Genomic DNA, 12,868 nt, shown 5'->3' with positions numbered 1-12,868 from the left:
GGGAGACCAGACCTTTCCACACCCGGTATACTGAAGATTCGGCGAACGGTATTCATGTCTCTTCTCTGGCTCAGGGTCGCGGTCCTTCTCTACGGCATTGCCGCGCTCGCGGTCCTGCCCGCCGCACTCTATGAGCGTCCGCAGTGGAACCGGATCGCGATTCCGGCGACCCTGACAGCATTATTGTTCCATTTTGTTTCGCTGGCAGAGATGCTGAATGCGGCGCATCATCGTCTTCCTGTGGATACCCATGAGACGCAGGCCCTTCTGGGGCTGCTCCTGGCCGGAGCGTTCCTTCTGGTCTATTGGCGATACAGGACGGTCTCACTAGGGGTTTTTGTCCTGCCGATCTCATTCCTGCTTTGCCTGGTTCCGGCGTTTCGTCCCGGGCACGAATCCATGCCTTTCCCACAGTTCCAGACGGGCTGGATTTTTCTACACATTGCTCTTCTGCTGGCTGCCTATGCCGCTTTGCTACTTTCCCTGCTGGCTTCAGTTCTCTACCTGATCCAGGAACGAAATCTCAAGTCCAAACACACATCTGCGAGTGTTTCGTGGCTTCCTCCTCTTGAGACGACGGACCAGATCGCTATTCGATCCCTCCTGTTCGGCCTGCCGTGTATGACGGCAGGCCTGTTGATAGGTTCCTTAATCGCGCAACAGAGATTCGGACCCTCGTACTTCCTTGACCCCAAGGTGCTGCTCTCGTTCGCGATGTGGATTGCCTATGTAGGCATGATCTACATCCGGCGACACTCCGGCCTGAGAGGACGGCGGGCGATTTACCTGTCGGGATTCGTCTTCCTGGTTGTGCTCGCCGTATGGTCGGCAAATCAATTCTCGGCTGTCCACAGGTTTACGACTCCATGAGCCGCAATCACCATCTAGTGCTAGTCGGGATTAACCATACGACAGCTCCCATTGAGGTGCGCGAGCGGCTCGCTATCCCGGCTGGTGGACTTGCCGACGCGACGAGGACCCTGGTTCACCAGCCGGGAATTCGAGAAGGCCTGATCCTATCGACCTGTAACCGGGTGGAGCTATTGACGCTGCAGGAAGCGGCGACCACTTCCAAAGACAACCTGCTCGGCTTTCTGCATGAGTACTTCGCGGTACCCGCCTCCTCCATTACGCCCCATCTCTACGAGTATCGGGAGAGGGAAGCGGTGCGTCACCTGTTTCGTGTAGCCAGCTCACTGGACTCAATGGTTGTAGGTGAGCCGCAGATTCTGGGTCAGGTCAAGGAATCCTATACCGTGGCGCGCGAGGTTGGCGCAGTTAATGGTTCTCTGGATATTCTGCTGCAGCGGGCCTTCACCGTCGCGAAGAAAGTTCGTTCCGAGACGCAGATCGGATCCAGTTCTGTTTCGATTGCATCGGTGGCGGTCGATCTTGCCCGCAAGATCTTTGGCTCGCTTGAGGGGAAGACAGTGTTGCTGGTTGGAGCGGGAAAGATGTCGGAGTTGGCTGCACGACACCTCATCCAGCAGGGGGCAACCAGGATTCTCGTTTCAAACCGCACGCAGGAGCGTGCCGAACGGGTGGCAGCACAGTTTCGGGGCCAGGTGATCGCGTTCCAAGATCTATACACAGAGACATCCCGAGCGGATATCGTTATCACCTCTACGGGTGCCCCGCAGAAGATCTTCGAAAAACCGCACGGGCAGCACTTTCTGCAAAGCCGGCGAAACCGGCCCATGTTTTTCATCGATATAGCCGTTCCTCGAGACGTGGATCCGCGGATGAATGAGGTGGAGGGATGCTTTGTCTACGATATTGACGACCTGCAGCAGGTAGCAGCGGCAAATCTAGCGGATCGCAGCCGCGAGGCTGCCGCAGCAGAGTCCATCATCAGCGAGGAAGTCAACAAGTATCAGCAACGCGTGCAGTCGCGAGATGCAGCCCCGGCGATTATCGCCCTGCAGCAGAGTGCGGAAGCGGTCCGCGAGGCAGAACTGCTGCGTTCAGCGAAACGCCTGTCCTCGCTCACGCCCGAACAGCGAGAGGCGGTCGAAGCGCTGACACGCTCGCTGACGGCCAAGCTTCTCCATCCTCAGATGGAAGCTCTTCGTGCTTCGGCTCGAAACGGCACAAATCGCGAGTCTTGAACGCTAAACCTGTTGCTGCTTACCCGGCATGTTTTGGCTCTTCGTTCGTTCGATTAACCCGACAATACCGAAAAAGTTGCTTTGCCGATATAGCTTAACCTCAACTAATCGTTCGGGTTAGGTCTGTATCTTTTAGCTAATTACTGCGTCTAATCTTTGAGGTTCAAATATGCCAAGATTGAAGATTTTATCTCTCATCCTGGCGACTCTGAGCGCATTTTCGTACGGGCAAAATGCGAGCCCAGCCGGCCCAGGAACTGTCAATTACCTAGAGGGTAAAGCCACATTGAATGGCGATCCACTCTCTTTCAAATCTCTCGGTAAGGTCAAGCTCGAGCAGGGGCAGTCTATTTCGACCGCGAACGGGAAGGCAGAGGTTCTGCTTACCCCGGGAGTGTTTCTACGGGTTGGAACTAACTCAACCGTGACAATGGTCTCCCCGGATCTTACGAGGACTGAGGTCAAGCTCGAGCAGGGCAGGGCCGATGTCGAGGTGGACCAGCTCTACAAAGAGAATCTGATGCTGGTTGATCTGCCCAATGGCCAGGCTCACCTGACGAAGAAAGGCTTGTACGGATTCGATGCGAACAACTCGACAGTGAGGGTGTTCGACGGAGAGGCTCAGGTCTTTCCGGGACCCGATCTCAACACTAACGTCAGCCCCATCAATGTGAAGGGTGGGCGAGAGCTCGCTTTGAACGGCGAGCCAGCAAAACCGCAGCACTTTGACAAGGACCGTGCGAAGGATGATCTGTACAACTGGAGCAGCCTACGTTCGGAGTATCTCGGTGAGGCTAATCTGAGCCTGGCGCAGGCCTATGCAGACAGTCCCAATTTCAATCCGGGATGGTATTGGGCTGGCGGCCCCTTCGGCTACACCTGGCTGCCCGGCAACGGCCTGTTCTGGAACCCGTTCGGTTACGGCTTCTATTCTCCTTACTACATCGGCGGCGGCGGATTCCTTTATGGTCGTTATGGCAGCGGATACTATTACCCCTGGCATAGCGGAGGTTATATCGCGGGAAGACCGTATGCCGGATATCGTGGTGGCTTCAGCGGTGGAGTAGGTGGATTCCACGGTGGCGGCGGTTTCCAGGGCTCACCGGGCGGATTCCATGGTGGTGGCGGTTCTCGTGGTGGTGGTGGGCATCGCTAGTCTTATATCTGTCTGAGAAAATGAAGGGATGAGAGGAGAAAAGCTCATCCCTTTTCGTGTCACATTTTCGTCTTGAAATCCCTTATTCTGAATAAGTCATGTCTACCCCCATCCGCATCGGTTCTCGCGGCTCTCAGCTTGCCTTATGGCAGGCAAACTTCGTTCTAAAATCGCTCCAGGCTGCCGGACAGGCGGCGGAGATCGAAATCATCCGGACCACCGGTGATCGAATGCAGAAGGACGATTTCGTTCCTGCTCCCGGCGCGGACGGAAAAGGAATCTTCACGAAAGAGATTGAAGAGGCGCTTGCGGAAGGGCGCATCGATCTCGCAGTCCACTCACTGAAGGATCTGCCCACACTCCTGGAGCCTCGCTTTGCGTTAGCAGCAATCCCTAAGCGGGCCGACGCTCGAGATGCCTGGGTCTGCGAACCGTACTGGGCGCTCCACACGCTTCCTTTGGGCGGCCGCATCGGAACCACGAGTCCCAGGCGCAAGGCACAGCTGCTGGCGCTGCGGCCGGATGTCGAGTTCGTAGAGACTAGGGGAAACATTGATACCCGTTTGAAAAAGCTGGCGTCTGGAGAGTGCGATGCGCTGGTGCTGGCTGCGGCCGGGCTCGACCGGCTCAAGCGTACAGAGTGGGTCCATCATCGATTTTCACCCGATGAGCTATGTCCGGCTCCGGGGCAGGGAGCCCTTGCTATAGAGACCCGGAGCGCATCGCATCCAGTCGACGAGGCCAGAGATTACTTCATTCGAGATGCTCTTGCTGTACTCGATCACGCTGAGACGAGATTCTGCGTTGAGACGGAGCGCATTGCTCTGGGGATGCTCGGTGGCGGATGCTCTATTCCCATCGGCGTGCATTGTGTACCAAGAGGCGACAGCTGGAGAGTGTTCGCCCAGGTGGTCTCAGCGGACGGGGAATCGATGGTCACTATCGACATGGAAGCTCCTTCTTCCATTGATTCCGAAACACTTGGACAAAAGATCGCGCAGGATCTGAAGTCGCGCGGCGCGGTAGACCTTCTGTCGACTGCGCAGGTGTAAATCTCCCCATTCGATCCCGCTGGTAAATCAAGCGGTGAATTCATTTTTTTGCGCGTTAATCGCTATAAACTGCTTAATTGTTTGAAGTTGTGAGGTGGAATTGAACGAAGGCCGTTGGGTATTGCTGATCGCGAGTGAAGTAGGTGGAACAGATTCAGTGTCAGACCGTGCGATGGAGCGTCTGGTCGAGGCGATTCGCGAGGAGGGCTATCAGGTCATTCGCACCTCGACACCGGAGGACGGACTTTCTCTGGTCACGTCGGATCCTTCTTACTCGGCGATTCTTCTGGACTGGGATCTCGAGGGCGAGAGCCAGTTCGATGAACGTGCCGCCCTCAAAATCCTTCGTGGAGTCCGACACCGAAATAAGAAAATCCCCATCTTCCTTATTGCAGATCGTACGCTCGTCAGTGAACTTCCCCTGGAAGTGGTCAAACAGGTTCATGAGTACATCCACCTGTTTGGTGACACGCCCGCCTTCATCGCCAACCGGGTAGACTTTGCCGTAGAGCGCTATCACGAACAGCTGTTGCCTCCATACTTCCGCGAGCTAAAGAAGTACACCGACCAGGGCGCCTATTCCTGGGATGCGCCGGGACACATGGGCGGCGTGGCCTATCTCAAGCATCCGGTAGGCATGGAATTTCAGCGTTTCTTCGGGGAAAATCTCCTGCGCTCCGATCTGGGAATCTCCACCGCGCAGCTTGGTTCCTGGCTCGATCACCTGGGACCTCCAGGAGAGTCAGAACGCAACGCTGCCAGAATCTTCGGAGCTGACTGGACCTTCTATGTTCTAGGTGGATCGTCTACCTCGAACCAGATCGTCGGACACGGGGTCATTGCGCAGGACGATATTGTTCTCGCTGACGCTAACTGTCACAAGTCCATCTGCCATTCGCTCACCGTGACCGGGGCTCGCCCTGTTTACATGAAGCCGACGCGAAATGGCTACGGCATGATCGGCCTGGTGCCGCTCAAGAGATTCAGCCCCGAATTTATCAAAGGTTTGATTGAGCGGAGTCCTCTGACAAAGGGCGTTGAGAACCAGAACCCCACCTATGCCGTCGTGACAAATTCAACCTATGACGGCCTGTGCTATGACGTGAACAGGGTTGTCGAGGAGCTCTCCAAATCAGTTCCGCGAGTGCACTTCGACGAGGCGTGGTATGCCTATGCGAAGTTCCACAAGATCTATCGCGGCAGATTCGCTATGGATGTGCCGGACGATATGACGGAGAGGCCCACGATCTTCTCGGTCCAGTCGACGCACAAGATGCTCGCTGCTTTTTCCATGGGCTCCATGGTTCATGTCAAGCTCAGCCCCCGTGCTCCGATCGATTTCGACCAGTTCAATGAATCCTTCATGATGCACGGCACGACATCTCCGTTTTACCCGCTGATCGCCTCGCTGGACGTTGCGGCTGCAATGATGGATGAACCTGCTGGGCCGACGCTGATGTACGAGACGATCCAGGACGCCATCAGCTTCCGCAAAGCGATGAGTTCGGTCGCGCATCGACTGCGTGCAGCGGAGAACGGAGGAGGCTGGTTCTTCCGCCTCTTTCAACCAGATCAGGTCACAGATCCGGCGAGCGGCGAAAAGTATGTCTTTGAAGAGACCCCAGATCAAGTGCTGGGTGCAAACCCAGCCTGCTGGACGCTGAAACCCGGAGAAGACTGGCACGGCTTCCAGGATGAGGACATCGCAGATGGATACTGCATGCTCGATCCTACAAAGGTCACGATCCTGATGCCTGGTGTTAACGCCCAGGGTCAGGTGAGTGAGTGGGGGATTCCAGCAGCGATTCTTACGGAATTTCTCGATTCGCGACGTGTCGAGATTGCGCGTACCGGTGACTACACAGTGCTGGTGCTCTTTTCAGTAGGAACCTCCAAAGGAAAGTGGGGTTCACTGCTGGAAAATCTGTTCGAGTTCAAACGGCTTTACGACAGTGAGGCTCCGCTTGAAGAAGCCTTGCCTGAGCTCGTGGCGAAATATCCGCACCGCTACCGGAATGTCTCATTGAAAGAGCTCTCTGACGAGATGCACGCCGCAATGGTGGAACTCAACCTGCCAACGCTTGTCGGCGAGGCATGCGATGAAGACTTTGATCCTGTTCTGACGCCTGCACAGACCTATCAGAAGCTACTCCGCAATGAGACGGAGAAGATTCGGTTTACTCACATGCATGGCCGCATCGGAGCGGTGATGCTGGTTCCATATCCGCCGGGGATTCCGATGTGCATGCCCGGAGAGCGGCTGGGAGGAACGGACAGTCCGGTAATACGGCTGATCCTTGCTACCGAGGAGTTCGGAAAGAGATTCCCCGGCTTCGAACGCGAGGTGCATGGAATTGAAGTAGACGAGGAAGGGAATTACTGGATGCGTGCTGTGATTGAGACTCCGGGCCAGCGCCGCATCGGAAATGGCAACGGCAAGGTACATCCGCCCAGTGCAGCCCCTCCAATCAAAAAGGGACGGCGAACCGCACCTCCACGGGAGAATCCGCATTAAAAGGGATTTGAGCAACTGTCGAACTCCAGACAGCCTGTCGTATAAGCTCGGCATCTCAAGGCAATCTGCATGACTCCAAGGCCCAGCCGCTTCCTTATCCCGGCTCTTCTTTTGTTAGCAGCTATCATCGTTTCTCTGAACGCATGGCTTGGCTTTCGTGCGATTCAGTCGTTGCACGATAGCGAATACGCCGTCGCGCACACCTGGCAGGTGATCAATCAGGTGGAGAGCATTATGAGCTTAGCCAAGGATGCTGAAACCGGTAGCCGCGGCTTTCTGATCACCGGTGAGGAACGATACCTTGAACCGTACGTCAGGGCTCGTCGGGAACTGCCCGAGAAACTTAATCACTTTGCTTCTTTAACCTCTGGTGGTCCTGCTCGCACAGATCTCCTGTTGGAGATGCGGGCTGTCCTCGAACAGAGGCTAGGTCTATTGCAGCAGGGAATCGATCTTCGACGTTCCGGAGACAGCGAACGTGAGACCGTTCGCAGTCTTGTTGTGAGTGGAACGGGGAAAGCGGAGATGGATCATCTTCGCCGTATTGCTGACACAATGGAAGCGCAGCAGAGAATGTTGCTCGCGATCCGGTCGGAGGCTGCTGATCAGGACAATCGTAAGGCCCACTACATCATTGCGCTCGCCAGTGTACTGAATCTGCTCTTCATAGCTTTCCTGTTCCGATACTTCGCGACAGAACGATCGATGCGCCTGGCAGCCGAAACCGATGCCGAACACTTAGCTATCGCGCGGATGGAGGCGGACAAGAGAGCAAATGAGGTGCGTGCTCTGAACGAATCGCTTGAGGCAAGGGTCAAAGAGCGGACGCGCGAACTTGAAACGATCAATCATGAGCTTGAGGCTTTCAGCTATTCCGTTTCACATGATCTGAGAGCTCCTCTTCGCACCATCGATGGATTCTCACTGGCTCTCGAAGAAGATTATCAGGAAGCCGTTGATGCAACTGGACGCGACTACATCCGTCGAGTTCGAAATGGTGTTCAAAGGATGGGGCAACTCATCGATGCGCTGCTGCAGTTGTCGCGCATCACCCGTGCGGACATCACACAGGAACGCTTCGATATGAGTCAGTTGACGGATTCTGTTGCCGCGGCTTTGAAGGAAGAGAATCCGGACCGGAATATCGCCTTCGTTATTGAACCGGGGCTGGAAGCTGAAGGGGATGCCCGCTTGATTCGGGTGGCGTTGGAAAATCTTTTGGGAAATTCCGTGAAGTTCAGCTCCAAAAAGCCCGACACCAGAGTCGAATTTGGATGGGACCCAGAGAAAAAGGCGTTCTTCGTAAAAGATCATGGGGCCGGGTTCGACATGTTTTATGCAGGAAAGCTCTTCAATGCATTCAATCGTCTTCACGGAGACAAGGATTTTCGAGGTTCCGGAATCGGCCTTGCGACTGTGGCCCGCATCATCCATCGACATCATGGAACCCTGTGGGCTGAGGGCATGGTCGATCATGGCGCCACATTTTGGTTTACGTTAGGATAACGAAATGACCGACGCAACGAAACAAATCCTCCTGGTAGAGGATGATCCCGATCACGAGCTTCTCACTATTCGGGCGCTCAAGAAGTCAAACATCGCGAACGAGGTCCGGGTTGCGCGTGATGGTGAAGAGGCGATCGATCTGCTCTTCGGGGAGAATGCTGTCTCTCCTCAGGTCATTCTGCTCGATCTGAAGCTTCCAAAGATAGATGGTCTCGAGGTCCTGCGGAGGATCCGTGAGGGCGAGACGACCAGATATCTTCCAGTAGTGGTTCTTACCTCTTCGGATGAGGACCGGGATCTGGTGCGTAGTTATCAGCTTGGAGTTAACAGCTATATCCGCAAACCGGTCAACTTCTCCGACTTCGCGGAAGCCACCCGGCAACTTGGGATGTATTGGCTGGTGCTTAACGAATGTGCGCCGCAAACTTAGAGCTGAACCAGTTACGAGTTCTGCTGGTTGAGGATAATCCGGACGACGCATTTCTCCTCGAACGACATCTGCGTCGGAGCGGTTTCGCGCTCGAGATGATTCGGGTAGAAACTGCCTCTGAGATGCTGCATCAGCTAAAACGGAATCTTGCGCCAGACGTTATCCTTGCGGACTACAACCTGCCAAACTTCAGCGGCCCCGCCGCTCTCAAGCTACTGAATTCAACCGGCCTAGATATCCCCTTCATTATGTTCTCGGGAGCGGTCTCTGAAGAAACCGCTGTCGATGCAATGCGGTCAGGAGCCCATGACTACATCTCAAAACAAAACCTGACACGGCTGGTTCCGGCGATTGAACGCGAGCGGAATGAGGCGGCGACCAGAAAAAATCGTCTTGCGGCGGAGCGTGCGCTCAAAGCAAGTGAAGCGCGTTTTCAGTCGCTCGTCGAAGCTCTCCCTCTCGGTCTGCTTATCAGTGACCCCTCAGGCAAGATTGTCTATGCAAATTTCGCGGTCGAACGGCTCCTGGGGTATTCGGAAAGCAAACTGTTATCCGGTGCGCTTACCCTATCCGAAATCTCCCCCATTCTGACTGAGCATCTGCACCGACTCGTTGTTACTTCGATTAACTTCGAGCCTTTCGAAATTGCCTGTACCACGGTAAACGGCCAGACCGTCGATGCTCTGATTGGTATGTCCGTTCTGGATTCCGAAGTTGCAGATAGCAGCAGGCAGATAGCTATCTTTGTTGCCGATCTGTCCCTGCAGAAGAAAAGCGAAGAGGTGATCCGGCGCACCGAAAAGCTGGCGGTAGCGGGAAGATTCGCAGCCTCGATCTCCCATGAGATCAATAATCCACTCGAAGCCGTCACCAATTGCCTATATCTTGTTTCGCAATCGGAGCTTCCCAGCGATGCTCGACACTATCTCGATCTGGCCCAGAAAGAACTGAACCGTGTAAGTCAGATCACCGTCCAAACGCTTAAGTTCTACCGAGCCTCGACGAAGCCAACTTATGTGGACCTTCACGAACTGATTGAGACTGTACTTACACTTCTGGAGTCCCGTCTGCGTCAGATGAGTATCGAAGTCACTCGCGATCTGGCAGCTCAACCCACCCTGTTCGCGCACGATGGTGAACTCCGCCAAGTGCTTGCCAATTTGATCGGCAATGCAATCGATGCAGTTCCAGAGGGTGGGCGAATCAGCATTCGCAGCCGTTCCACTCGTGATTGGGCTTCGGGCCGCGACGGGGTTACTCTCACAGTCGCAGACAATGGCCTCGGCATGGATCCAGATACTCGCGAACGGATCTTCGAGCCATTCTTCTCGACCAAAGGCATTACGGGAACGGGACTGGGACTGTGGATCTCGCGCGAGATCGTTGCCAATCATCAGGGAAACATCCGGGTTCGCTCCCGTCGAACATCCGGGGAGAACTGCGGTGGAACGATATTTCGGATCTTCATCCCGGCGCAGCGGGAATCGGCAGGTGCCGAAGAGGTTCAGCGAGTTGGAGAATACAACATCCCGACCGATGCCGATACTGCCGCAGCCGGTCTCTCCTAAGGCTGCTCGATCCTCAGGACGGTCCTACAATGGAACTGTGCCGGAGAGACTGCCACTCGCGAACAAACGAGTTCTCATAACGCGGACCCAGGCGGGCTCCTCTGAGCTTTCTGAAAGACTGCGCGAGGCGGGAGCAGATGTCGTTTCTGTACCTACCATCGAGATCGTCCCGCCTGATTCCTATGAGGTTCTCGATAACGCACTCAATCAGATCGATCAGTTCGAATGGATTGTCTTCACAAGTGCGCACGCGGTCGAGGTCTTCGCTGCACGGTGCGATCCTTCAAAGGCTAAGGCAAAAGTGGCGGTGATCGGACCCGCTACTGGACGGATGGCTGAAAAGCTGGGTATCCCCGTAGCGCTTCTTCCGCCACTATACGTTGCAGAGTCTCTTGCTGAAGTATTAGCACCACGCGCGATCGGCGCCCGAGTGTTGTTGATTCGTGCGGCCGACGCCCGTGACGTTCTGCCGATTGCACTGACACAAGCCGGTGCCCAACTTACAATCGCTGAAGCATACCGAAACAGAATTCCTGAAGATTCCATCCCGCTGCTGAGAGATACATTCGCTGCGAGCAAGAGATTACCGGACGTAATCACATTTACCAGCGCATCTACGGCACGGCATTTGGTCGATCTCGCGCAAAACGCAGACGTTGCTCTACCACCGCAGACTTTGCTCGCTTCAATAGGTCCTATAACAACCCGCGCCATGGAAGAACTCGGTCTCAAGGCAGCAATCCAAGCCAGGGAAGCGACAATTCCAGCACTCGTCCAGGCTATAAGTGATCGTTTCCGGCGCTTTGGATGACATCCCATATGAGGTGGAGGCACGCTCTGGGCAGCTAGTGCGAACTCCAGGTCTTGTCGCTTGAGTAGCAAAGCTTCTCAAGCGGACAATCGATGCAGCGAGGTTTTCTCGCAATGCATATCTGCCGTCCATGATGAATCAGCTCATGCGAGAAGTTGATCCACCTGTCTTGAGGGATAATCTTCATCAAATCACTCTCAATACGTTCAGGCTTGGTCTCGCGAGTGAGTTCCAGGCATCGCGATAATCGCATCACGTGAGTATCGACGACTACGCCCACGGCGATACCGTACCAGGATCCAAGAACGACATTGGCGGTCTTCCGGGCGACGCCGGGCAGTCGAAGAATCTCTTCCATCGTCTCGGGGATTTTTCCGCCGAACTCTTGCACCACTGCTTGTGCAGCCCCTTGGATAGATTTCGCTTTGTTGCGAAAGAATCCCGTACTCCGGATTAACTCTTCAATCTCTGGCAACGATGCAGTAGCCATGGCCTTTGGAGTAGGAAAGGCTTTGAAGAGCGCTGGTGTGACCTGATTTACCCGCACATCGGTGCACTGGGCAGAGAGAATAGTCGCCACCGTGAGCTGCCAGGCATTGCGATGACTGAGCGCACAGACCACACCCGGATAGGTCTTCTCAAGAATCTCGAGTATGGCAGCTACCCGTTTCGCATCGAGAGGATTCCGGGACATGGATGCCGTTTTCACATCCTTTTTCGTCGTCTTCTTCATGGACGCCGCTTCAATCCTGGACATCGATTACCCGAGGCGGTCCAGCATCTCGGAAGGAGAGAGGCGGACACAGCTGAAGATCGGCGTATCTTGCAGCGTGTACATACTTATCTCCGTCTCGCGAAGCTGCTGAACCAGATCCAGGAAATCCTCCGGGAAGTTGGTCTCGAAGGCAACAACAAACTCCTGATCGTCGATTCCGAACGAGTAGGTAGTGTTGAGCTTGACCCGTGGATAGCTGAGGCCTATCCGAATATGCTCATCCATCAAGCGCTTCCGCTCGGCTGCTGAAAGAAGATACCAGGGACGTGTCTTCCAGAATGGATAGATGAAGATGTATTTCTGACCTCCCGGACGGATCGCTCCCCGGCCTTCGCCTTCACTTTCGTCAGGTCGATCGATCTGGTACTGAGATCTCTTCGTCATGGCGAGGAAGTTATGGGGAGTGCTCAAGTACCCTCCCAGCGCCGTGGACAGCAGCTCACTCCGCATGCGGTTCATCTCATCGACCGCGTAACCGATCGACCAGACACACATATCAACGTCGCCCCGGGTTCCAATTGTGGAATAGGTCATCGATACAAACTCGCCGGGGCGGTTCCATCTGTCCAGTACCTGTGCAAACCCAGCCTTGTGAGCGGCCTTTTCCTCCGCGGGAAGCCTGCGCCACTCCGGCATAATTTTGTAGAAGCTGAAGCAGACGATCTGACGCTTTACAGCGGGCTTCGAGGGATCGTGGGGTTGCGCTTGATAGCTGCTTGCAGGCCTTGACCTGTCAACGGAATTATCGGCGCCGGTGGGAGCGACCACGGTTTCAGACATTGTGAGATTCTCCTATTGCTGCAGCTCGTTTGGCGACTATCCTCCAGGCGCTCCAGCAGCCCAGGAATCGCATCAATTCCTATGATAGAGCACACTTCGGAACGAGTCATTTCGCCACAGGTTCTATCACGAATTGACCATTCACCTGCTTAAATTTCCAGGATAAA

Annotated in this window: 11 protein-coding genes; 9 read left to right on the top strand and 2 right to left on the bottom strand. The window is 55.0% G+C overall.

The genetic code is table 11. The annotated features are described in order from the left end of the window. The first annotated feature begins 54 nt into the window (after positions 1-54). The 9 genes from JAO29_RS04180 (at position 55) to JAO29_RS04140 (ending at position 11,146) form a co-directional block, all read left to right on the top strand. Complete coding sequence (locus JAO29_RS04180; RefSeq protein ID WP_334266917.1) at positions 55-870, top strand: cytochrome C assembly family protein; 816 nt, start codon at positions 55-57, stop codon at positions 868-870. Beyond that, a complete protein-coding gene (hemA, locus tag JAO29_RS04175; protein WP_334266916.1) occupies positions 867-2,108 on the top strand; it encodes a glutamyl-tRNA reductase in 1,242 nt (413 codons plus the stop codon). The genes JAO29_RS04180 and hemA overlap by 4 nt, the downstream gene beginning before the upstream one ends. Positions 2,109-2,277: 169 nt before the next feature. Then, complete coding sequence (locus JAO29_RS04170) at positions 2,278-3,264, top strand: FecR domain-containing protein (protein ID WP_334266915.1); 987 nt, start codon at positions 2,278-2,280, stop codon at positions 3,262-3,264. 98 nt (positions 3,265-3,362) lie between these two features. Continuing rightward, complete coding sequence (gene hemC, locus JAO29_RS04165; RefSeq protein ID WP_334266914.1) at positions 3,363-4,316, top strand: hydroxymethylbilane synthase; 954 nt, start codon at positions 3,363-3,365, stop codon at positions 4,314-4,316. 94 nt (positions 4,317-4,410) lie between these two features. After that, on the top strand, positions 4,411-6,831 hold the full coding sequence (locus JAO29_RS04160; RefSeq protein WP_334266913.1) for an Orn/Lys/Arg decarboxylase N-terminal domain-containing protein: 2,421 nt from the start codon (positions 4,411-4,413) through the stop codon (positions 6,829-6,831). A gap of 69 nt (positions 6,832-6,900) precedes the next feature. Then, entirely contained in the window at positions 6,901-8,337 is a 1,437-nt protein-coding gene (locus tag JAO29_RS04155) for a sensor histidine kinase (RefSeq protein WP_334266912.1), read from the top strand. Positions 8,338-8,341: 4 nt separating this feature from the next. Beyond that, a complete protein-coding gene (locus JAO29_RS04150; protein WP_334266911.1) occupies positions 8,342-8,767 on the top strand; it encodes a response regulator in 426 nt (141 codons plus the stop codon). Then, positions 8,749-10,335 carry a hybrid sensor histidine kinase/response regulator gene (locus tag JAO29_RS04145; RefSeq protein ID WP_334266910.1) on the top strand — a complete coding sequence of 529 codons (1,587 nt, stop codon included), beginning with the start codon at positions 8,749-8,751 and terminating at the stop codon, positions 10,333-10,335. Before JAO29_RS04150 ends, JAO29_RS04145 begins: the two co-directional genes overlap by 19 nt. After that, positions 10,304-11,146: a uroporphyrinogen-III synthase gene (locus JAO29_RS04140; RefSeq protein WP_334266909.1), complete on the top strand. Its 843-nt coding sequence runs from the start codon at positions 10,304-10,306 to the stop codon at positions 11,144-11,146. The genes JAO29_RS04145 and JAO29_RS04140 overlap by 32 nt, the downstream gene beginning before the upstream one ends. Positions 11,147-11,180: 34 nt before the next feature. On the opposite strand, the gene nth is transcribed toward JAO29_RS04140, so the two are convergent. Together nth and JAO29_RS04130 are read right to left on the bottom strand one after the other, a co-directional pair. Next, complete coding sequence (gene nth, locus JAO29_RS04135; protein ID WP_334266908.1) at positions 11,181-11,879, bottom strand: endonuclease III; 699 nt, start codon at positions 11,877-11,879, stop codon at positions 11,181-11,183. Between the two features lie 27 nt (positions 11,880-11,906). Beyond that, a complete protein-coding gene (locus JAO29_RS04130; protein ID WP_334266907.1) occupies positions 11,907-12,701 on the bottom strand; it encodes a chlorite dismutase family protein in 795 nt (264 codons plus the stop codon). Positions 12,702-12,868: the final 167 nt, after the last annotated feature.

Origin of the sequence: Edaphobacter sp. HDX4, assembly GCF_036877565.1 — a bacterium.
Lineage (GTDB): Bacteria > Acidobacteriota > Terriglobia > Terriglobales > Acidobacteriaceae > Edaphobacter.
This window is presented reverse-complemented; position numbering and strand designations above follow the sequence as displayed.